The organism is Mycobacterium sp. NGS29, from assembly GCF_059812965.1.
In genome coordinates this window covers 372,567-393,007 of record NZ_JCALDR010000002.1, presented here as the reverse complement: position 1 = coordinate 393,007, position 20,441 = coordinate 372,567, and the positions used below count along the sequence as shown (strand labels likewise).

26 protein-coding genes are annotated in these 20,441 nt (G+C 66.0%); 5 read left to right on the top strand and 21 right to left on the bottom strand.

What is annotated here, in order from left to right:
- Window positions 1-57: 57 nt before the first annotated feature.
- Window positions 58-984 carry an LLM class flavin-dependent oxidoreductase gene (locus AC5Y5Z_RS04335; protein WP_499923572.1) on the top strand — a complete coding sequence of 309 codons (927 nt, stop codon included), beginning with the start codon at window positions 58-60 and terminating at the stop codon, window positions 982-984.
- On the opposite strand, the gene rplO is transcribed toward AC5Y5Z_RS04335, so the two are convergent.
- The 10 genes from rplO to rplN form a co-directional block, all read right to left on the bottom strand.
- Window positions 981-1,421, bottom strand: coding sequence for a 50S ribosomal protein L15 (gene rplO / locus AC5Y5Z_RS04330; RefSeq protein WP_463825850.1), 441 nt, complete (start codon window positions 1,419-1,421; stop codon window positions 981-983). The genes AC5Y5Z_RS04335 and rplO overlap by 4 nt on opposite strands.
- Window positions 1,418-1,600 carry a 50S ribosomal protein L30 gene (gene rpmD / locus AC5Y5Z_RS04325; protein ID WP_463825849.1) on the bottom strand — a complete coding sequence of 61 codons (183 nt, stop codon included), beginning with the start codon at window positions 1,598-1,600 and terminating at the stop codon, window positions 1,418-1,420. The genes rplO and rpmD overlap by 4 nt, the downstream gene beginning before the upstream one ends.
- Complete coding sequence (gene rpsE, locus AC5Y5Z_RS04320) at window positions 1,597-2,280, bottom strand: 30S ribosomal protein S5 (protein WP_463825847.1); 684 nt, start codon at window positions 2,278-2,280, stop codon at window positions 1,597-1,599. Before rpsE ends, rpmD begins: the two co-directional genes overlap by 4 nt.
- Window positions 2,281-2,317: 37 nt before the next feature.
- Entirely contained in the window at window positions 2,318-2,686 is a 369-nt protein-coding gene (gene rplR / locus AC5Y5Z_RS04315) for a 50S ribosomal protein L18 (protein WP_463825988.1), read from the bottom strand.
- Between the two features lie 41 nt (window positions 2,687-2,727).
- Window positions 2,728-3,267, bottom strand: coding sequence for a 50S ribosomal protein L6 (gene rplF / locus AC5Y5Z_RS04310; RefSeq protein ID WP_463825845.1), 540 nt, complete (start codon window positions 3,265-3,267; stop codon window positions 2,728-2,730).
- 14 nt (window positions 3,268-3,281) lie between these two features.
- Window positions 3,282-3,680, bottom strand: coding sequence for a 30S ribosomal protein S8 (gene rpsH / locus AC5Y5Z_RS04305; RefSeq protein ID WP_463825843.1), 399 nt, complete (start codon window positions 3,678-3,680; stop codon window positions 3,282-3,284).
- Window positions 3,681-3,753: 73 nt separating this feature from the next.
- Window positions 3,754-3,939, bottom strand: a complete 186-nt coding sequence (locus tag AC5Y5Z_RS04300) for a type Z 30S ribosomal protein S14 (protein WP_011739072.1) — start codon at window positions 3,937-3,939, stop codon at window positions 3,754-3,756.
- Window positions 3,940-3,942: 3 nt separating this feature from the next.
- Window positions 3,943-4,506, bottom strand: a complete 564-nt coding sequence (gene rplE / locus AC5Y5Z_RS04295) for a 50S ribosomal protein L5 (protein WP_463825840.1) — start codon at window positions 4,504-4,506, stop codon at window positions 3,943-3,945.
- Between the two features lies 1 nt (window position 4,507).
- A complete protein-coding gene (rplX, locus tag AC5Y5Z_RS04290) occupies window positions 4,508-4,825 on the bottom strand; it encodes a 50S ribosomal protein L24 (RefSeq protein WP_473139315.1) in 318 nt (105 codons plus the stop codon).
- Entirely contained in the window at window positions 4,826-5,194 is a 369-nt protein-coding gene (gene rplN, locus AC5Y5Z_RS04285; protein ID WP_036352708.1) for a 50S ribosomal protein L14, read from the bottom strand. It lies immediately after the preceding gene.
- A gap of 244 nt (window positions 5,195-5,438) precedes the next feature.
- Here rplN and AC5Y5Z_RS04280 point away from each other — a divergent pair, with 244 nt between their 5' ends.
- The gene (locus AC5Y5Z_RS04280) at window positions 5,439-6,515 is read left to right on the top strand and encodes an NAD-dependent epimerase/dehydratase family protein (protein ID WP_499923680.1); all 1,077 of its coding nucleotides are present in this window, start codon (window positions 5,439-5,441) and stop codon (window positions 6,513-6,515) included.
- Here AC5Y5Z_RS04280 and AC5Y5Z_RS04275 read toward each other — a convergent pair.
- Both AC5Y5Z_RS04275 and AC5Y5Z_RS04270 read right to left on the bottom strand, forming a co-directional pair.
- Complete coding sequence (locus tag AC5Y5Z_RS04275) at window positions 6,478-7,662, bottom strand: flavin-containing monooxygenase (protein WP_499923567.1); 1,185 nt, start codon at window positions 7,660-7,662, stop codon at window positions 6,478-6,480. The genes AC5Y5Z_RS04280 and AC5Y5Z_RS04275 overlap by 38 nt on opposite strands.
- Entirely contained in the window at window positions 7,641-8,528 is an 888-nt protein-coding gene (locus tag AC5Y5Z_RS04270) for a DUF4436 domain-containing protein (protein WP_499923679.1), read from the bottom strand. Before AC5Y5Z_RS04270 ends, AC5Y5Z_RS04275 begins: the two co-directional genes overlap by 22 nt.
- A 496-nt stretch (window positions 8,529-9,024) precedes the next feature.
- Between AC5Y5Z_RS04270 and pstS the strand changes: the two genes are divergently transcribed.
- A complete protein-coding gene (pstS, locus tag AC5Y5Z_RS04265; protein ID WP_499923566.1) occupies window positions 9,025-10,158 on the top strand; it encodes a phosphate ABC transporter substrate-binding protein PstS in 1,134 nt (377 codons plus the stop codon).
- A 10-nt stretch (window positions 10,159-10,168) separates the two neighbouring features.
- On the opposite strand, the gene AC5Y5Z_RS04260 is transcribed toward pstS, so the two are convergent.
- From AC5Y5Z_RS04260 to AC5Y5Z_RS04240, 5 genes are all read right to left on the bottom strand, one after another.
- On the bottom strand, window positions 10,169-11,113 hold the full coding sequence (locus tag AC5Y5Z_RS04260; RefSeq protein WP_463825828.1) for a DUF4436 domain-containing protein: 945 nt from the start codon (window positions 11,111-11,113) through the stop codon (window positions 10,169-10,171).
- 80 nt (window positions 11,114-11,193) lie between these two features.
- Window positions 11,194-12,087, bottom strand: coding sequence for a formylglycine-generating enzyme family protein (locus tag AC5Y5Z_RS04255; RefSeq protein ID WP_499923564.1), 894 nt, complete (start codon window positions 12,085-12,087; stop codon window positions 11,194-11,196).
- A 4-nt stretch (window positions 12,088-12,091) separates the two neighbouring features.
- A complete protein-coding gene (locus AC5Y5Z_RS04250) occupies window positions 12,092-12,733 on the bottom strand; it encodes a hypothetical protein (protein ID WP_499923562.1) in 642 nt (213 codons plus the stop codon).
- A gap of 7 nt (window positions 12,734-12,740) precedes the next feature.
- Entirely contained in the window at window positions 12,741-15,098 is a 2,358-nt protein-coding gene (locus AC5Y5Z_RS04245) for an arylsulfatase (protein WP_499923561.1), read from the bottom strand.
- A 111-nt stretch (window positions 15,099-15,209) separates the two neighbouring features.
- Window positions 15,210-16,457: a cytochrome P450 gene (locus AC5Y5Z_RS04240; RefSeq protein WP_499923559.1), complete on the bottom strand. Its 1,248-nt coding sequence runs from the start codon at window positions 16,455-16,457 to the stop codon at window positions 15,210-15,212.
- 31 nt (window positions 16,458-16,488) lie between these two features.
- On the opposite strand from AC5Y5Z_RS04240, the gene AC5Y5Z_RS04235 reads away from it, so the two are divergent.
- Window positions 16,489-17,175, top strand: a complete 687-nt coding sequence (locus AC5Y5Z_RS04235) for a class I SAM-dependent methyltransferase (RefSeq protein ID WP_499923557.1) — start codon at window positions 16,489-16,491, stop codon at window positions 17,173-17,175.
- 226 nt (window positions 17,176-17,401) lie between these two features.
- On the opposite strand, the gene AC5Y5Z_RS04230 is transcribed toward AC5Y5Z_RS04235, so the two are convergent.
- The gene (locus AC5Y5Z_RS04230) at window positions 17,402-18,754 is read right to left on the bottom strand and encodes an oxygenase MpaB family protein (RefSeq protein ID WP_499923555.1); all 1,353 of its coding nucleotides are present in this window, start codon (window positions 18,752-18,754) and stop codon (window positions 17,402-17,404) included.
- 101 nt (window positions 18,755-18,855) lie between these two features.
- Between AC5Y5Z_RS04230 and AC5Y5Z_RS04225 the strand changes: the two genes are divergently transcribed.
- Window positions 18,856-19,410, top strand: a complete 555-nt coding sequence (locus AC5Y5Z_RS04225) for a TetR/AcrR family transcriptional regulator (RefSeq protein WP_499923678.1) — start codon at window positions 18,856-18,858, stop codon at window positions 19,408-19,410.
- A 7-nt stretch (window positions 19,411-19,417) separates the two neighbouring features.
- Here the strand turns inward: AC5Y5Z_RS04225 and rpsQ are convergent, their stop codons facing one another.
- From rpsQ to rplP, 3 genes are read right to left on the bottom strand one after another with little or no spacing between them, the layout of a single operon-like run.
- Window positions 19,418-19,792, bottom strand: coding sequence for a 30S ribosomal protein S17 (gene rpsQ / locus AC5Y5Z_RS04220; protein ID WP_463825815.1), 375 nt, complete (start codon window positions 19,790-19,792; stop codon window positions 19,418-19,420).
- Entirely contained in the window at window positions 19,789-20,025 is a 237-nt protein-coding gene (gene rpmC / locus AC5Y5Z_RS04215) for a 50S ribosomal protein L29 (protein ID WP_463825814.1), read from the bottom strand. Before rpmC ends, rpsQ begins: the two co-directional genes overlap by 4 nt.
- Complete coding sequence (rplP, locus tag AC5Y5Z_RS04210; protein ID WP_463825813.1) at window positions 20,025-20,441, bottom strand: 50S ribosomal protein L16; 417 nt, start codon at window positions 20,439-20,441, stop codon at window positions 20,025-20,027. The genes rpmC and rplP overlap by 1 nt, the downstream gene beginning before the upstream one ends.

Genomic DNA, 20,441 nt, shown 5'->3' with positions numbered 1-20,441 from the left:
TCTGCAGCGTACCGATCGGTACCGACCCGCCTGGCCGGCACCGGTAGCGTGCTAGCGGTGAGGTTCGCCATCTCGATCCCCCAACTCGGCTCGCCGGACTTCGACACCGCGCAGTTGCAGGACTACCTCGCCCGCGCCGAAGAACTGGGTTTCGAGGGCGGGTGGACCCTGGAACAGGCCATCGGCGGGTCAGCCCTGCTGGCGCCCCTCGAGGTGCTGGCCTATGCCGCGGCGTGCACCCGGCGGCTGCGCCTGGGGGTGGCCGTGCTGGTGACGTCGCTGCACGATCCGCTGCAGCTGGCCTCAGCCGTGACCGCCGTCGACCGGCTCAGCGGCGGCAGGCTCGACCTCGGCGTGGTCGCCGGCGGAGGTTCGCGCCGGTTCGGCGCTTTCGGCATCGAGAAGTCCACGCATGTCCGGTATTTCACCGAGGGGCTGGAATTGATGCGCGCCGCCTGGTCCGACGAGCCGACGGTGAACTTCCACGGCCGGTTTCGCGACGTCGACAATCTGCCGATCCAACCCAAACCCGTGCAACGGCCGCATCCACCGATCTGGTTCGGCGGACGCGCCCCCGCCGCCCTGGCCCGCGCGGCCCGCCTGGGCGATGCGTTCATCGGCGCGGGGTCGTCGACCACCGCCGCGTTCGCCGAAGCGGTGCGCATAGTGCGCACTGAACTGGCCGGCCAAGGCAGAGATCCCCGGCGGTTCACCATCGCCAAACGCGTCTACGTGATGGTCGACGACGACGCCGAGCGTGCCCGCGACACAGCGCTGGCCGGGCTGTACCGCATCTACGGCGAGAGGTCCGGCCTGGAGGCGGTCGCGGTGACCGGCACCCCGGCGCAGGTGGCCCACGGGCTGTCCGAGGTCATGTATGCGGGCGCGCAGATGTTGCTGCTCAACCCCGTCGGCGCTGACGTTGCGCAGGACCGCGAGCAGATGGAACGGCTTGCCCTGGAAGTGATTTCGCGGCTGGGTTAGAGCTCGGTGGCCGAACCGCCCGCAGCGGTGATCTTCTCGCGGGCGCTGCCGCTGAACTTGTGCGCGGTCACCTCGACGCCGACGGTCAGCTTGCCGTCGCCCAGCACCTTGACCAAGCTGTTCTTGCGAACGGCACCCTTGGCCACCAGCTCGTCGACGCCGACCGTGCCGCCCTGCGGGAAGAGCCGGTTGATGTCACCGACGTTGACCACCTGGTACTCGGTGCGGAACCGGTTGCGGAAGCCCTTCAGCTTGGGCAGTCGCATGTGGATGGGCATCTGCCCACCTTCGAAGGTGGCCGGCACGTTCTTGCGGGCTTTGGTGCCCTTGGTGCCGCGGCCCGCGGTTTTGCCCTTGGAACCCTCACCGCGACCGACGCGCGTGCGCGCCGTCTTCGACCCGCGCGCAGGCTTGAGGTCGTGCAGTTTGATGGTCACTTGGCCTCCTCCACCTCAACGAGGTGACTCACCACGGCGATCAGACCGCGCGTCTGTGCGTTGTCCTCACGGATCACCGAGTGGCTGATCTTGCGCAGGCCCAGGGTGCGCAGGCTCTCGCGCTGCTTCCAGCGCGCCCCGATGGTGCTGCGCACCTGGGTGATCTTCAGTTGACTCATGGTTGTGCTCCCGCTTCTCGGTTCTGGGAGGCACTGGCCAGCGCATCGCTTTCGCGGCGCGCCTTGAGCATCCCGGCCGGGGCGACATCCTCGATCGGCAGACCGCGCCGGGCGGCCACCTCCTCGGGGCGCTGCAGCATCTTGAGCGCGGTGACGGTGGCGTGCACCACGTTGATCGCGTTGTCACTGCCCAGCGACTTCGCCAGAATGTCGTGCACGCCAGCGCATTCCAGCACCGCGCGGGCGGCGCCACCGGCGATCACACCGGTACCCGGGCTGGCCGGACGCAGCAGCACGACGCCGGCCGCGGCCTCCCCCTGCACCGGATGCGTGATGGTTCCGCGGATCAGCGGGACCCGGAAGAAGCCCTTGCGGGCCTCCTCGACACCCTTGGCGATGGCCGCCGGGACTTCCTTGGCCTTGCCGTAGCCGACGCCGACCATGCCGTTGCCGTCACCGACGATGACCAGGGCGGTGAAGCTGAACCGCCGACCACCCTTGACCACCTTGGAGACGCGGTTGATCGCGACGACCCGCTCCAGGTAGTTGCTCTTGTCGCCGTCACGGTCGCGGTCGCGGCCACCCCGGCCACCACCGTCGCGTCGACCTCGCCCATCGCGGCTGTCACGGTTGTCCGGGCCCCGGTTGTCTGCCGAGCCTCCAGCGGACTGCTCCGCCATTATGCGGTCCTTCCGTTTATCAGGCTTGCGTTGTTCATCAGAATCGCAATCCGTTCTCGCGGGCGGCATCGGCCAGAGCCGCGATTCGTCCGCCGTAGGTGTAGCCGCCGCGGTCGAATACCACGGAGTCGACGCCGGCAGCCTTGGCCCGCTCGGCGATCAACTGGCCGACCCGCACGCTGCGGGCCTTCTTGTCCCCGTCCAGGCCGCGAACGTCGGCTTCGATGGACGAAGCCGCGGCCACGGTGGTGCCGTTGAGGTCGTTCACCAGTTGCACGTGAATGTGCCGCGACGACCGGTTCACCACGAGGCGGGGACGCTCCGCGGTGCCGGAAACCTTCTTGCGCAGCCGTGCGTGCCGGCGCAGCCGGGACACCCGCCTGGTAGCGGATACGTTCTGCCCCACTGTCTTTCGCGCGTCGGATGCAGTCTGTGATTGCGCCATGACTACTTACCTGTCTTTCCGACCTTGCGGCGGATCTGCTCACCCTCGTAGCGCACGCCCTTGCCCTTGTAGGGGTCGGGGCGGCGCAGGCGGCGGATGTTCGCCGAGATTTGGCCGACCTTCTGCTTGTCGATCCCAGAGATCGTGAACTTGGTGGGCGCCTGCACCGCGAACGTGATGCCTTCGGGCGCCTCGATCACCACGGGATGGCTGTAGCCGAGCGCGAACTCCAGGTTGGTTCCCTTGAGCTGCACGCGGTAACCGACGCCGTGGATCTCCATCTTGGTGGTGTAGCCCTCCGTCACACCCGTGACCAGGTTGGCCACCAGGGTGCGGGACAGCCCGTGCAGCGAGCGGTTCTGCCGCTCGTCGTTCGGCCGGGCCACCACGATGGCGCCATCGTCGTTGCGCGACACCGTGATCGGGTCGGCGACGGTCAACTCCAGGGCGCCCTTGGGGCCCTTGACCGAGACGTTCTGGCCGTCGATGGTGACGTCGACTCCGGACGGGACCGGAACCGGTTGCTTACCGATACGTGACATGTCTGCTTACCCCCTTACCAGACGTACGCGAGGACTTCGCCGCCCACGCCCTGCCTGGCTGCCTGGCGATCGGTGAGCAGACCCGAGGACGTCGAGATGATCGCCACACCGAGGCCACCGAGCACCCGCGGCAGATTTGTGGACTTGGCGTACACCCGCAGACCGGGCTTGGAGACGCGCTTCAAGCCCGCGATGCTGCGCTCGCGGCTGGGTCCGTACTTGAGCTGCACCACCAGCGACTTGCCGACCCGAGCATCCTCGGTGTGGAAGTCGGTGATGTAACCCTCGCTCTTGAGGATCTGGGCGATGTTCGCCTTGATCTTCGAGTGCGGCAGGCTCACTTCGTCGTGGTACGCCGAGTTGGCGTTGCGCAGCCGCGTCAAGAAGTCTGCGATCGGATCCGTCATAGTCATCGGGCGCTACTCCTCTTCGTCGCTGCGCTCCGCATCGTCGTCATCGCGGTCATGATCAAGTCCCTACGTCCCGTCACCAACTGCTCTTCTGCACGCCGGGCAGCTCACCCGCATGCGCCATTTCGCGCAGGCAGATCCGGCACAGCCCGAACTTGCGGAACACCGCGCGCGGACGGCCGCACTTGCTGCAGCGCGTGTAGCCGCGTACCGCGAACTTCGGCTTGCGTGCGGCCTTGTTGACCAATGCCTTCTTCGCCATTACTCAGTTCTCCTTGAACGGAAAGCCGAGGGCCCGCAACAGCGCTCGTCCTTCGTCGTCGTTCGTCGCCGAAGTGACGACGCTGATGTCCATGCCCCGCACCCGGTCGATCTTGTCCACGTCGATCTCGTGGAACACCGACTGCTCGGCGAGGCCGAAGGTGTAGTTGCCGACACCGTCGAACTGTTTGGGCGACAAGCCGCGGAAGTCACGGATACGCGGCAGCGCGATCGAGGTGAGCCGGTCCAGGAACTCCCACATCCGGTCGCCGCGCAGCGTGACCCGGGCGCCGATGGGCATGCCCTCACGTAATTTGAACTGCGCGATGGATTTACGCGCTTTGCGAATTTCCGGACGCTGCCCGGTGATCAGGCCCAGGTCGTTGACCGCGCCGTTGATCAGCTTTGCGTCGCGGGCGGCCTCGCCCACTCCCATGTTGACCACGACCTTGGTCACCGTCGGAATCTGCATCACGTTGGCGTAGCCGAACTGCTTGTGCAGCGCGTCGCGAATCTCGTTGCGGTAGCGCTCTTTCAGGCGCGGCTGAGTTTTCTCTGCAGTGGTCATGCTAGATGTCCTTGCCATTGCGCTTGGAGATGCGGACCCGCTTGCCGGTTTCCTCGTCGACCCGGTAGGTGATCCGGGTCGGCTTGCCGTCGGAGTCCACCACCATCACGTTGGAGACGTGGATCGGAGCCTCCTGGGTGACGATGCCACCGGAGCGGGCGCCGCGCTGGTTGGTCGAGACAGCGGTGTGCTTCTTGATCCGGTTGACGCCTTCGACCAGTACCCGGTTGCGCTCCGGGTAGGCCTGGATGACCTTGCCTTTGGCGCCCTTGTCCTTGCCGGCGATGACCAGCACGGTGTCGCCCTTGTGGACCTTCATCTACAACACCTCCGGTGCGAGCGAGATGATCTTCATGAACTTCTTCTCGCGCAGTTCTCGGCCGACCGGGCCGAAGATGCGGGTGCCGCGCGGGTCGTTGTCGGGCTTGATGATCACCGCGGCGTTCTCGTCGAACTTGATGTAGCTGCCGTCGGGACGACGGCGTTCCTTGACGGTGCGCACCACGACGGCCTTCACCACGTCACCCCGCTTGACGTTGCCGCCGGGGATGGCGTCCTTGACCGTGGCGACGATGACGTCCCCGATGCCGGCGTAGCGTCGCGACGATCCACCGAGCACCCGGATGCACAAGATCTCCTTGGCGCCGGTGTTATCGGCGACCTTCAGCCGCGATTCCTGCTGAATCACTCGATCTCCTGACCTGGTTTTGACGTGTGCACGGCAGGAGAAACTCACCCAACGTGCGCGGTCTGTTCGTCACCGAAGAGCACGCAGGGCCAGCAGGTGCTCTCGCATGCCGGCCGAGGTCTGCCCAAGGCAACCCCCTGAGTCTAGGGGAAGGCCAGCTCAGCGCCAAATTGCGAAGTGAACGCTACCCGGCGGATCAGTGACGCCGGCGTTTGAGCCGCCCGGATCAGGCAATACGCCCCGCGTGCGAATAGTCATCACCGGAGCATCCGGCAACGTCGGGACCGCGTTGCTGCGCAGGCTGACAGCCGGTGGAGCAGACCACGAACTGATCGGCGTCGTGCGACGCCCACCACCGCCCACTGGGGTCTATCAGCGGGTCCAGTGGCACGCGATCGACCTCGCCGAGGCAGACTCGGCCGCCGAGTTGCCCGCCATCGTCGCGAGCGCCGACGCCGTCGTCCACCTCGCCTGGGGGTTCCAGCCCACGCGCAACACCGAGTATCTGACGCGTCTCGGCGTCGGTGGAACCACCAGGGTGCTCCAGGCGGCGCACTCGGCCGGGGTGGGCCAGTTGCTGCACATGTCGTCGGTCGGAACCTACGCGGCCGGACGCTACGGCGAGCGGGTGGACGAATCGTGGTCGACCAGGGGCATTCCGTCATCGCCCTACAGCCGCGACAAGTCCGCCGCCGAGGCCCGACTTGACGAATACCAGAGCACGCACGGCAAAGATGCTGTGCCGATCACCCGGATGCGGCCGGGCTTCATCGTGCAGCGTGCCGCCGCCAGCGGGTTGATGCGCTACGCGCTGCCCGGATACGTGCCCATGCGCGTTGTACCCCTGCTGCCGCTGTTGCCCCTGGATCGCGGGTTGACCATCCCGTTGGTCCACGCCGAGGATGTCGCCGACGCTTTCATCGCGGCGCTGGAGCGACGTGCCACCGGAGCCTTCAACCTGGCGGCCGAACCCCCGATCACGCGGCAGGACGTCGCGCAGGTGCTCGGGGCGCGGTCCGTGCATGTGCCCGCCGGCCTGCTGGGCACCCTGGTGGACCTCAGCTGGCGCGCCCGATTGCAGCCCATCGACCGGGGCTGGCTGGATATGGCGTTCGGCGTCCCGCTGCTGGACTGCTCGCGCGCCCGCGCCGAGCTGGACTGGAATCCGCGATTCTCATCGGTGCAGGCGCTTGCCGAGGTGATCGACGGGGTGGCCGGCGCAGCGCACACCGACAGCGCGCCGCTCCGCCGCCGGTCGATGTTCGAGCAGCTGTACCGCGACCTCACCAAGGGTCCGTTGAGCACCCGTCAGCTGCCCTGACCGAGCTGAGGTGGGCGGCGACGTCGGCGGCGAGGCCAGGGGCTCGTCTGCGGAACGACCGCAACGGGCCGATCAGCGGCTCCTCGTAGCCGGCGAACCACAATCCCGCTGCGGCGCTTGGTGTTCCATTCACCAGCGGCGCACCGTCTGCGTCGAGCACGCCGAGGTGACCGACCATCGACTCGAGTCCGCGTCGGTATCCGGTGGCGGCGATGATGACGTCGGGTCGCACCGTGGTGCCGTCCGTCAGCAACACGCTGTCGCCGTCGAATCGTTCGACGGCTGTCACGATCTCGATCCTGCCGCCTCTGACCTTGGTTACCAGTTCGTCCGCCACGGTGGGGATGCGACCGTCCTGGAGTAGCGCACTGTAGATCCCCTGCGCCGGGGCCGGCAGCCCGCGACCACTCAAGTCGCCGAACCACAGTCGTTGCGCTACCGCGGCGGCGCGGTCCAGGACCGGCACCGGCAGATGACTGAAAGCACCGGTGAACGCATCGACAGGCAGTCCGGCGACTGCGCGCGGCACCAGATGCGGTGGTGTTCTGATAGCCATCCGGACCCGACCGGCGGCGCCGTCACACAGTTGCAGGGCAATGTCGGTGCCGGAATTTCCCGAGCCGACCACCAGGACGTCACGCCCGGCATAGGGCAGCGCGTTCTGGTAGTCGGCGGCGTGCAGGACGGCACCGGTGAACTGTTCGAGACCGGGCCAGGGCGGCAGCATCGGCGTGTGATAGTTGCCCGCAGCCACGATCACCGCTGTGGCAGTGAAGGTTTCGTGATCGGTCACCAGCCGCCACCTACCCGCGTCGCGGTCCAGCTGGTGCACCGTCACACCCAGGCGCAGTCGCAGGCCCTGACGCCGTGCGTACTCGTCGAAATAGCTGACCATGTCCTCGCGGCCCGGCCAACGCCCGTACCGGCGGGGAATGCGCTGACCCGGCAGATGGGACCAGAAGCCGCACGTGTTCAACCTGAACCCGTCGTAGAGCTGCCGCCACGACGATGCCGGGGTGTCGGCGCGGTCGAGCACGAGTGCGTCGATTCCCCGGTCGTGGCCCAGCTGGCGAGCCACGGCCATGCCGCACGGGCCGGCGCCGATGACGACGACCGGCTCGGGGCTCAGTCTCCCTGCCGTATCCACGCGCAGATATACAACGTCATCGCCACCACCAGTCCGATCAGCACCCACTGCACGATAGCCTGGTCGATCCAGGATCCGGGTGGTGGCGAGCCGGGCAGGAAATTGCGCAACGGCACCACGGCGAACAGCATCGCGGCATACCAACTGGCGATGGGCGGCAGGAACTTCCGTTTGTTGAGCAGCATCGGAATCGCCACCAGCAGCGCCAGGGTGGGCAGCGCGATCAGCACCAGGCAGATGCCCAGGTCGAAGATCAGCGGACCCTTTGCCCGCTTGAAGGTGATGACGACATTTCCGTTCTCCATAGTGCGTGACGTCGGCAACGCGGCGGGGTCGTGGACCCGGCTGACGCTGATGTCCCACCCGTCCAACGATCCGGTCACCTCGACGCGGGCCGGCACCTTCCGCAGGCCTTCGGCAAGGCTGACGAACGCATCTGCTGAGATCGGTTCAGTGCGATACGTGTCGAAGGGCCAGTTTCCGGGATCGCCGTGCGCCTCGACGGTGCTGGTGAGTTGGGCTGGAGCCTGCCCTTTCGGATAATGCAGGTCGCCCAGGTCGCTCGGCGGATACAGGCGCACGGCGACATCGGTGCCCAATACGTCGAAGCGGTTGTCGTACGCCGAAATTGCCGGATACACAAGAACATTCACGGTAAGCCGGTTGGTGACAGGCTTCAGCTCCTCTAACCGCAGCTGCACGATCGTGGCATCGCCCCCGCCCTGGCTCAGGTCCAGCGGCGGTAGCGGCCCCGCTGACTTCTGCAGGAAGTGAACGCCGATCAGGGACAGGGCGTAGGTGATCACGACGAGCGTGACCACCCCGACGCCGATCAGGATGCGGGGTTTGTCCGGCTTCTTGCGCACCGGTTTCGTCTTTGCGGGCGGCTCGCCGGCCGCGTCTGGGGAGCTCTCCGCCGCCGGACCCGGCGGCGCTGCGGTGGTCATCGACCGCTACCAACCCAGACCTGCGTATCCGAGCCAACTCGTCGGGACACGGGGTCCGATGCTAGCGAACTCGTGCCGCCTGCGCGTCCCGGGTGAAGTAGCTTCACCCGCAGTCCATCTCGCGGTAATGCACAGGCCGCTTTGCCTGCGGCCGAGACGGCACACTCCCTGTGAGATCGGTGTGGGAATCATTGGGCTACAGACGGTTTGGCGACGCCCAGGACTGGTCGAACAGCCGCCGGACACCAGGGATTCATCCGGTGCCGACGGACGGTTCATGCACTGTTCGCTTGCGCACCGATTTCGGCGGTTGTAAATGTCAAGGTGCGTCGCAACCAGGACGACGGGATCGATTGCGCCGCTGCGCATCGCTGCGCGCGGCTGAAACCTCTGTTGTTCTCAAGGGAGCCATAGCATGAAGCGCCACCGACGTAGTGGGACGATGGCCGTGCTGGCCACGGGGGTGCTGGCCCTCGCGGGGTGCAGCAGCGCGGCCCATGCGACCCTGCCGTACACCAACGGAGCCAAAGTGGACTGTGGCGGCAAGCAGACGTTGACGGCCAGCGGGTCGACAGCGCAAACGTTCGCGATGCAGCGCTTCGTCGACGCCTACCAGACCGCCTGCCAGCAACAGACACTCAGATACGAAGCGATCGGGTCGGGCGCGGGTATCAGTGAATTCCTCTCCGGCAAAACCGATTTCGCTGGTTCGGATACGCCGCTGTCCGGTGATCAGTACGCCGCCGCCAAGCAACGCTGCGGCGGTGCCGACGCGTGGAACCTGCCCGTGGTGTTCGGCCCGATGGCCATCACCTACAACCTCCCGAACGTGGACTCGCTGGTGCTCGACGGTCCCACGCTGGCCAAGATCTTCAACGGCACCATCACCCGCTGGGACGACCCGGCCCTCACCGCGCTCAACGCATCCATGCCGGCAGCGGAGATCCGGGTCATCTACCGCAGCGACGCCTCCGGCACCACCCACAACTTCCAGTCCTATCTGCAGGCCGCATCCGGCGGGGCGTGGAGTCAAGGCGCCAGCAAAACGTTCAGCGGGGGCGTCGGCACCGGGGCGGTCGGCAACGACGGCACGGCGGCGCTGGTGAAGTCCACCGACGGCGCGATCAGTTACAACGAACTGTCCTTCGCCCTCAAGCAGGGGCTCTACGCCGCGGAGATCAAGACCCCGGCGAGTCGCCGGTCGCTGCGGCCGGTCCGGATCGGCACCGACGCGCTCGGCAAGACCATTCGGGGCGCCAAGATCGTCGGCCGGGGAAACGACATCGTGCTGGATATCTCGTCGTTCTACAACCCCGCCCAACCCGACGTCTACCCGATCGTCATGGCCACCTACGAGATCGTCTGCTCCCGGTACCCCTCGTCCGATGTCGCGATGGCGGTCAAGGCGTTCCTGCAGGCGGCGATCGGCCCCGGCCAGGTCGACCTGAACCGGGTCGGTTACATCCCGTTGTCCCCGCAGTTCCAGGCGAGGGTCTCCGAGGCCGTGGACGCGATCAGCGCTCCCGGCGCCGCCCAGGCCGAAGAATGATCTGACCCGGTCAGTCCGACTGTTTTCGATAGGCCATGATGAACAGGGTCATCGCGACGATCAGCGCGAGCAGCACCCACAGCGTGATCGCCTGGTCCACCCACGACCCCTCCGGGGGCTTGCCCGGGAAGATGTTTCTCAGCGGGACCACCGCGAACAGCATGGCGGCGAACCACGACACGAACGGGGGCAGGAACTTCTTCTTGCCCAACACCATCGGGATGGACACCCACAATGCCAGCGCCGGCAGGGAGATCAACACCAGGATGATGCCCAGGTCGAAGATCAGCGTGCTCTTGGACCGCTTCAATGTGATGATCACGTCGTCGGGCCGGGGCGAGGACTGGGTGGATTCCCCCACCCGCCTGACGCTGACGTCCCAGGCACCGACATTTCCGATCACCTCGACGCGGGCGTCTTCTTTAGTCCGGTTGTCGCCGGTCCCGGCGTAGACCTCGGCCTGGATGGTGCCGGTGGTGTAGGTGTCGAAGGGCCAGTTGTTCGGATCGCCCTCCGCGTCGATGTAGGTGCTCTGCTGAGCCGGTGACTTGCCGACCTTGTACTCCAGGTCTCCCAGGTCGTTTTCCGGGTACAGGCGCACGGTGAGGTCTTCGGTCAGCGTGTGGAAATTCTTGTTGAACTTCGAATCTTCGGGAATGACAAGCACACTCACCTTCAACCGGTTGTTCACCGTGTCCAGTTCTTCGACCTTCACCTGCACCACGGTGTCCTCGGTGGTGCCGAAGTCCGGTGCGGGTAGTTCTTCGGACGAGGTGGCCAACAGGTGGACCCCGACCAGCGAAAGAACGTAAACCACCACGACGGCGAGGATCACCCCGAAATCGATCAGGATGCGCCTACCGCGGGAGGGTTGCTTCGGCGTCAGCGGAGTTGTCGGCGGCGGTGCTGTCGGTGGCTGCGCGGGCGATGCGGGCGGTGGGGCCTGATGGCTCATCGGACGCAGCCTTTCGTTGGCACGGTGAAGAAAGGCTATTGAAACGCATAGATTTTCCCGCCGCAATGCGCCACGCGAAATTATTCGACGCGGGTCGAATCCGCCGCACAGCGAAATCCGATGTGGGTTGTCGCGGTGTCCTGCGACTGCGGCGAGCGGGCTGCGGGACGGTACCGGTGACAGTATTCCGCTGCGCACAGATGCGAACCGCCTTTGAGCGTCTGGCTCACCGCGGGATCGGCCGGCCCGGCGGGGGCGCAGCAGGCTTTCGGGGGCGGGTCGGGTCGGTGGTGGGCGCTGAATTCTGTTGTGGTCCACTCCCACACGTTGCCGATCATGTCGAGCAACCCGAAGCCGTTCGGCGGGAAGGTACCCACCGGTGAGGACCCGATCCAACCCAGCGCGCCGTCGTTGCGGTACGGAAATCTGCCCTGCCAGGTGTTGGCCATCAACCGGCCGCCGGGCCGCTCGTCCGCGCCCCACGGGTAGGCGCTCACCGTCCCGGCTCGTGCGGCGTACTCCCATTCGGCCTCGGTCGGCAAACGCCGCCCGGCCCACCGCGCATAGGCCGCGGCATCGGGATAGGCCACCTGCACGACGGGGTGGTCGGCTTTGTCGGTCACGTCACTGCCCGGGCCGAACGGGTGCCGCCAGCACGCGCCCGGCGCCCAGTCCCACCACTGCCGCCAGTCGCGCAAGTCGACCGGGCCCGGTGTCGTCCGGAACACCATCGCGCCCGGACGCAACTCGTCCGGAGCCACACCGGGATACAGTGCGGGGTCCAGGGGTTGCTCGGCTACCGTCACATAGCCTGTGGCAGCGACGAATTCGGCGAACTGGGCATTGGTGACCGGGTGTTTCTCCAGCGCGAAATCAGCCACCGACACGGTGTGGATCGGCGCTTCCTCGGGATAGAAACTCGTCGACCCCATGCGGAAAGGTCCACCGGTCACTGCGACAAGCTCGGTCAGCACGTCTTCAGGGTATGACGACGGCGAAATCCTGCGTCAACGTGGATTTGGCCGCGCTGAATCCGGGGGAACCGGATCTGCCCTCGAGATGAATGGTCACCAGGTATTGCTTGGTGTTCGTCCAGATGTGGGTGACGCGGTCGGCGAAGTCGATCCCGCCGGAGGGCCCCTGCAGGGTGCCGGTGAGCTGTTCGCTGCTGAAACCGCAGAACGGCGCGCCCGTCACCGATAATTTCAGACGCGGCGCCGTGCCGCCGACGCCGGCGGTATGGCGCAGGAAAGCGCTCTCCGGTTCCAGTTCCGTCGCGGTGATGGTCACCGTGGCGGACATGGCGTGCGGACCGGTCAACGTCAGCGCCGTATCCCCGTCGCCGGGTGCCGTGCTCCACCCGTCGGGGACGCTGATCGTGATGCGCGGCGCGGCCGGGTCGGCGACCGTGGCGACCGCGGCGGGGCCGTCCCCGTCCGGGGCCGCAGGGCAGACCAGCGTCTCGGGTGCCAGGTTCTCGGACTGGGTGGCCGCGATGCCCGGCACCGGCATCGCAGGGTCCGAATGCTGGGGCGGTGCGGCAGTCCCCCCGGTGTTCTGGCAACTGACGACCACCATCGAGATGCCCAGCAGAAAAACCAACCCGACCAGCCGACGCACCGCGGACTCAATCCCGCGAAAAGGCAAGCGCGATATCTTTTTCCACGTCTTCGTAAGGCCGGCCCGACAGGTCGACGGTGACCTGGGCGACGGTGGCACCGGTCAGGATGAACGGCGCCTTGTAGCGACTGGACACGCTCGAGCCACCATTGCGGCCCACCGTGAGGCCGGCGCCGGCCAACCCGAATGTGCCCGGATGGGACACCACTTCCGGCAACGTCCCGACCACGTGCTCGTCGAAATAGAGCGTCACGTCGCCGATCGGAGTGTGACTGTTCGGGACGGTGCCGCTGCGTTCGTAACGAACACCGAACAGGTGCCGGCCCAGCGGGATAGGGCCATTGGACGAGACCTCCTGCTGGCGCTCCCCGAGAAAGTTGTAGACGTAATGCAGGCGCCCGTCCTGCAGGAACAGCACGTGCCCGCCGTGCGCGCTGCCCTGTTTGAACAGCACGCCTTCGGCTCCGGTGGTGTCCACGGTGACGTCGGCCAGCACCGCGAACGAACGGCCGCGAATCTCGGCGACCGAGCCGATGCCCACGTCGGCGCAGTTGGGGTAGTAGACGTAACTGTTGCGGTCGCCGCTCAGATAGGGCCGGAACCTGGTCAGCGTCTCGAGCATGTTCAGGTCGGCCAGCGGCAGCCCGTTGTACTTCTCCGCCTCGGCGAACCACAACGCCTTGAGTTCTTCGAGCTTCTGCGGGTGCTCGGCGGCCAGATCGTGGCACTGGCTGCGATCGGCGTCGAGGTGGAACAGCTCCCACTGGTCTCTGTCGAAGTGCGACCAACCCGCGGGCGAGGCGGCGTGGATGGTGTTGGCGAACCACCCTTCGTGCCAGATCCCCCGGGTGCCGAGCATGGTGTAGAACTGCGTCTTCTTGCCGGTGTCTGCCGCTGGATCATCAAGGGCGGCTTTGAAACTCACCCCGTCGAGGGGTTTCTGCGGGATGCCCTTGACGGTGTCCGGGGGCGTCATTCCCAAAAGTTCGTACACGGTCGGGGTGATGTCGCAGACGTTGATGTAGTTGTCGCGGACCGCACCGTGCGCGGCAATGCCGTTGGGCCAGGAGATGATCGCGGTGTCGGCGATACCGCCCTCGTGCGACGAGTAGCGCTTGAACAGCTTGTACGGCGTGTTGAAACCCATCGCCCAGCCGATCGGATAGTGGTTGTAGGTCTCCGGCCCGCCGAGGTGGTCGAACTGCTTCATGCTTTCTTCGACGGTGTCGATGTAGCCGTTGAAGAATTTGCCTTCGTTGACCGATCCGTTGGGACCGCCCTCACCGCTGGCGCCGTTGTCCGAGATCACCACGATGATGGTGTTGTCCAACTGGCCGGACTCGTCGAGATAGTCGAGGATCCGGCCGATCTGGGCGTCGGTGTAGCTCAGGAAGCCGGCGAACACCTCGGCCATCCGGGCGAACAGCTTCTTCTCGTCGTCGCTGAGCGAGTCCCAGGCCCGTACGGTGTCCTGCAACGGCCACGGCTCGCCGTTGGGTCCTTTGACGTCGATGTAGGGGTTCATCGGCGACAGTTCGGTGTCCGGGGGCACGATGCCCATCGCCTTCATTTTCTCCAGCGTGATGTCCCGGTAGGCCTCGTAGCCCATATCGAACACGCCTTTGTACTTGTCGGCCCACTCGGTGAACACGTGGTGCGGCGCATGGCCGGCGCCGGGGCAGACGTAGCTGAACCACGGCTTGTCGGGTGCGATCACCTTGGCGTCGCGGATGAATTGGATTGTCCTGTCGGCGATGTCCTTGGACAGGTGATAGCCCTCCTCGGGGGTACCGGGGGGATCAACCGGGTGGTTGTCGTACATCAGGTCGGGGTACCACTGGTCCGTTTCGCCACCCATGAAGCCATAGAAGCGTTCGAAGCCGCGCGAAGTCGGCCAGTGCCGCCTGGTCGCGGCCATGCTGGACTCCTCGAGCGGGGTCAGGTGCCATTTGCCCACGCAGTAGGTGTTGTAGCCGCGCTCGTTGAGAACCTCGGAGAGCAGGGCGGTGTCAGCCGGGATGCGGCCGTTGCAGTTCGGGAAGCCGTCGGTGAATTCTTCGATGGTGGCCATGCCGACGGTGGTGGCGTTGCGTCCGGTCAGTAGGGACGCCCGGGTCGGTGAGCACAGCGCGGTGGTGTGGAAATTCGAGAGGCGCACACCGCGCTCGGCGATGCGCGTCATCGCCGGCATCTCGACCAGCCCACCGAAGCAATCCCAGGTGGCGATGCCGATGTCATCCCACACCATGTACAGGATGTTCGGCGAGTTCTCCGGGGCGGTCGGCGCAGCGTACGGGCCCCAGTCCGGCTCCGAATCGCGGATGTCCAGCTCGATCTTGCCCCGAAACTCTGTCGACCCAGTCATAACCGTCGGCCTCACTCCCGTAGTGAACTCATTCGCCGGACATCGCGTGCGAGATTACACCGCGGTGACAGTAACCAGTGGACCGAAGAAAAGCCTGAGAGAAAGTACTTTTCAGCGGAATTCCACGACCAGGCTCTGCAGACCGTTGCGGCGGTTGCTGCGCGCCCACTCGGCCGGGGCCACGATGTCCAGCCGTTCGAAGCGCGGCAACAGTTCCCCGAAAAACACCCGCAGCTCCAGCCGGGCCAGGTTGGCGCCCAAACAGTAGTGCACACCTTGACCGAAACCCAAGTGCGGGTTGGGCTTTCGGGTGATGTCGAACTCGTCCGGACGGTCGAACACGGCGGGGTCACGGTTGGCCGAGCCTTCCCACACCAACACTTTATCCCCCGCCTGGACCGGCTGGCCCCCCACCGTGACGTCGCAGGTGGCGGTCCGCCGCTTCGACGGCGACGGCGTGGTCCACCGCACCATTTCCTCGATGGCTGTCGGCAGCAGGCCCGGGTCGGCACGCAACCGGCGCCACTGGTCGGGTCGGTCGGCCAGGGCGAGCAGGCCGACACTGGTGACGTTGCGGGTGGTGTCGGCGCCCGCGCTGAACAGTTGGTGGAAGAACAGGTACACCTCATCGTCGGACAGGAACGGGGCGCCGTCCACGGTGGCATTGGCGACGATGGACAGCATGTCGTCGGTGGGCTGCGTGCGTTTGCGGGCGATCAGTTCGCGGCCGTAGTCATCCCGGCGGGATTCCGGGTTCTTCCCGAAAACCGTTGATACGTAGTCTTTTCGGGAACCGCGAAATTCCAGCACCGTTTCCAGCTCGGCCAGCAACCAGTGCCGGTCCACCTCGGGCACGCCGAGCAGGATGCAGATCGCCTGCAGGGGCAGTTCCGGGGCGATGTCGACCGCGAAGTCGAACGGCGCGCCCGGTTCGATCCGGTCGAGCAACCGGCGCGCCCGCCCGCGCAGGTCGTCCTCCACCCGGCCGATCATGCGCGGCCCCAGGCCGGAGCTGACCAATCGCCGGATGTCCGCGTGCCGTGGATCGTCCATCATGTTGATCACCTGGCCGGCGACCGGCATGTCCTGCAGCAGCGTGCCCCCGAACGGCCGCTTCCCACCGGTGACCGACGAGAAGGTGGTCGAATCACGAAGCACCGCAATGGTGTCGGTGTATCTGGCGACCGACCAGAAGCCTTCGCCGTCGGGGGTGTGTTCGGTGGGTTCGTGCCAGAACACCGGCGCCTGCTGGCGGTGGCGTCCGAACACCTGGTGCGGGAACCCGTCGGCGAAGGTCGCCGGATCCGTCAGATCGACGCCGAGCGGATTGCCGGCTGCACCCGCAGAGTAGGTTCGCATGTGTTCCGTTTCAGGCGGGAGGACGATACAAGTGGCGCAAGATCCGGGCGTGCAGCAGTCCGGTGCGGTGGCGACCGACGGCACTGCAGTGGAAATCTACCGCCGCCTGCCGTCGCTGGGCGAGATCGAGTACATCCAATCGCAACTGGCGCCGCACAGTTCGGTGCTCGACCTGGGTGCGGGTACCGGACGCATTGCCGATCCGCTGGCCGAGCTCGGTCACCGGGTCACCGCCGTCGACGACTCACCGGACATGTTGGCCCACATCCGGCATGCGCGCACAAAACAAGCCCGCATCGAGGACCTGCGGCTCGATGAGCAATTCGACGTCGTCCTGGTGATCGGCAACATGGTCAACTACCCGGGTACGCAGCAGCGCAGGTCTGTGTTGGCCACCGTGGCCCGCCATCTGAAAGCCGACGGGCAGGCCATCATTCAGTGGGCGCCGGCGTCACTGCTTGCCGCCCGGCCGGCTGGCTGGTCGAAGTCGCTGACCCTGGACGGGGTGACGACCACCCTGACGATCCACTCCAACAGCGGCGGGATCAGTGCGGGCGAGTTCACGCTGGCCGCCGACGGCCGGGTTTGGCGCCAATCGCTGACGGCCGAGGAGATCTCTGCCGCCGCGATCCGGACCGAGCTGGACCGCGCCGGCCTGGAGTTGACGACGGCCGATCCCGACGACACGCGCTGGCTGCATGCAAAACGGCGCCGGTGACTCATGTCCGCGGCGCCGTTTGCTGGGGAAGATCATTCGCAGGCGTCGTCAGCCTTGTAGATCGGCATCGAGTAGACGACCTCGGTCTCGCAGAACAGAACGTCGTGGGCCATGGGAATCTCCTTTGGGTGCAGTGCGCTTCGTTGCTTCATAAATTAGCGCCGTGCCCCGGTGCAGGGATTCCACCGATCGTCGCTACCTTCGGGGGGTTTCCGGCGTCCCCCAATCAGTGGACAAGCGTTGTGGTCCCACCACGTGGTGCGGCTGAGATCGGTGTGTAATGCGCTGAGTCACTGGTGAATTCGGGTTTGCCGTAGGTAGCCAGCCGCAGTTTGAGCAACCCGATGATGTACTGGTCGACGAGCTCACGCAACGCCGGGACGCGGGCCAGGCGACTCACGACGAGATACCGTCCGGCAATGAACGGACCGGTCAGCGCGATGCGTGCGCGGTCCGCCAGTCCGATCGAGACGCCCATGGCGGCAGCGGCGGCGCGGTTGCCGTTGCAGAACGCCCGCACGAAGGACTCCTTGCTGTAACTCTTTTCCACCGCCTCAGCGGCGCGGTCGAACAGCGTGGTGCCCGGCCGCAGATAGGCATCCATCGTGGAGTCGACGAGTTCGCGGCAGACCGCGTCGAACCCGTCGCGCAGCAGCGCCGCGCGGGCGTGCATGACGTGCACGGTGTCACCGGGCGTGGTGGGCAGCAACTCCTCCGGCAGCCCGAGCAGGAAGCAGCGGTACCGGCCGAATTCGACGAGGGCGCGTTCCTCGTCGTTGAACTCCGTGCGGCCCTGTCGCAGCACCTGCTGGGAGGTCAGGTACTGGCCGATCATTCCGGCCGGCATCTGATCGACCTGCGGCACCGGTATGCCGTAGATGTCGACGTCCCATTTGCCGGACTTCTTCAGTGCGTTGTAGCGGACCATCGAGTGCATCAGCCGCACCATCGCGGCCGCCTCAAACCCTGGCCCGTAACGCTTCAACGCACCGGGCAGCGTGGTGACGGCGAAGAAGCTGGCCGTCTCGTTGACCCGACGCGCAGCACGGCGGCCGGAGAGCGCACCGGTCAGACCCATCGGCAGCGCGGCGTAGGTGTTGGTGAACGTCGCGATGAAGGCGCCCCGGGTGATGAAGTGGGCGATCAGCGCCGCCGAGATGCGTGCGGTCTGAGCACCTTCTTCCACCAGGTCGAGGTTGATCCAGTCCGGGGTGGCTTCCATGGCGGCGATGAACGCCGTGAGTTCTTCCGGCGCATCGGGTACCGCCTCGATGCCGTGGCGGCACGCCGTCTTGAGCATGTCGATCAGCGCGGCCACGCTGTAGCGACTCATGAGCGCCGCATACGGGTCGGCCACCACGTCCCCGAGCATGGTGGCCGTTTCCATCAGTTCCCGCACCCGGTCGTCGTGCAGGATCGACTCGCGGTCGCCGACCCAGTCCGGCAGCGACGACTTGTCACCGGGCTGCCCGGTCAAGCGGTAGGGGTGTGCGTCAAAGTCGATGTCGCCGTAGAGGTCTGGCTGTAACTCGCGCTGGCTTGCGACCCGTCGGGCGAGCTCCGGAAAATAGGTGACCATCAAGACCTCTCAATAACTAACACTTTGTGAGCAATAGTCACAAAGTGTTAGTTATGCTGTCAAGTGTGACCCACGCGACCAGGGACGCGCCCAAGCGGCGCATGACAGCCGAAGGTCGGCGCGAGCAGATCCTCGACATCACCCACGCGATCGTCGACGCCGAGGGATTTCACGCGGCGACGCCGAACCGGATCGCGCAGGCGGCCGGCATCAATCGATCGCTGATCTATCAGCAGTTCGGTGACCCGGCGGGCCTCTTTGTCGCGTTGATCGACCGGGAAGCGGCCCGGGCCGGCCAGCAGTTCTTCGGCGCGATCAGCGAGTTGGGCGAGCCCAGCGAACGGAATCAGACGCTGGTGCGCGCGCTCGACGGGGTGCTGGCCGCGGTGGACGCGAACCCGGCGACGTGGCGGTTATTCCTGTTTCCCCCGCAGGGCGCTCCGCCGCAGTTACACACCCGGCTGGCCCAATCTCAGGAGTTGGTCCGGGGATTCCTGACGGCGGAGTTGTTGCGCATCAATCCGGACGTGCACGATCCCGAATACACCGCCCGGATCCTCTACGCCGCCGGCCGGGAACTGCTGCAACTGCGCCTCAGCGATCCCGGGAACGCCACCCGCGAACGGCTGCGCGCGTTGCTGCGGAACCTGCGTTAGTGGCCGGCTACTTGGCCTTCTCGAGAATCTCCACCAGTCGCCAGCGCTTGGTCGCCGAGAGCGGACGCGTCTCCATCAACGAGACGCGGTCGCCGATGCCGGCAATGCTGTTCTCGTCGTGCGCCTTGACCTTCTTGGTGGTCCGAATGATCTTGCCGTACAACGGGTGCTTCACCCGGTCTTCGAGTTCGACGACGATGGTCTTCTGCATCTTGTCGCTCACCACGTAGCCGATGCGCGTCTTGCGACGTCCGCGCGGCTTCGGCGTAGCCGGAGTGTGCTTGGGGCCCTTCTCCTTTGGCGCCGCGTCCGTGGCTGCTTTCGAACTGGAAGCAGCCTTCTTGGGTGCCGCTTTCGCGGGAGTGTTAGCGTCTGCCATCACGATTCCTTATCGCCGTCGGGCCCGGAAGCCAGACCCAGTTCTCGTTCGCGCAGCACCGTGTAGACGCGCGCGATTTCGTGGCGCACCACGCGGAGCCGGCGGTTGTTGCTCAGCTGCCCGGTCGCCAACTGGAAGCGCAGGTTGAACAGCTCTTCCTTGGACTCCCGGATGCGCTCTTGTAGCTCTTCGTCGGTGAGCTCACGCAGTTCACCCGGCGAAATTCCCACTGCCATCAGAACTGATCCTCTCGGGTAACAATGCGTGCCTTGATCGGCAGCTTGTGAATCGCCCGGGTGAGCGCCGCACGCGCGATCTGCTCGTTCGGGTAGCTGAGCTCGAACAGCACCCGGCCCGGCTTGACGTTGACCACCCACCACTCGGGCGAACCCTTACCCGAACCCATCCGGGTCTCGGCCGGCTTCTTGGTCAGCGGGCGGTCGGGGAAGATGTTGATCCACACCTTGCCGCCACGCTTGATGTGCCGGTTGATGGCGATACGCGCGGACTCGATCTGCCGGTTGGTGACGTAGGCGTGCTCGAGGGCCTGGATGCCGTAGTCACCGAAATTCACCGCGGTGCCGCCGCTGGCGATACCGCGCTGGCGGGGGTGATGCTGCTTGCGGTGCTTGACCTTGCGGGGAATCAACAT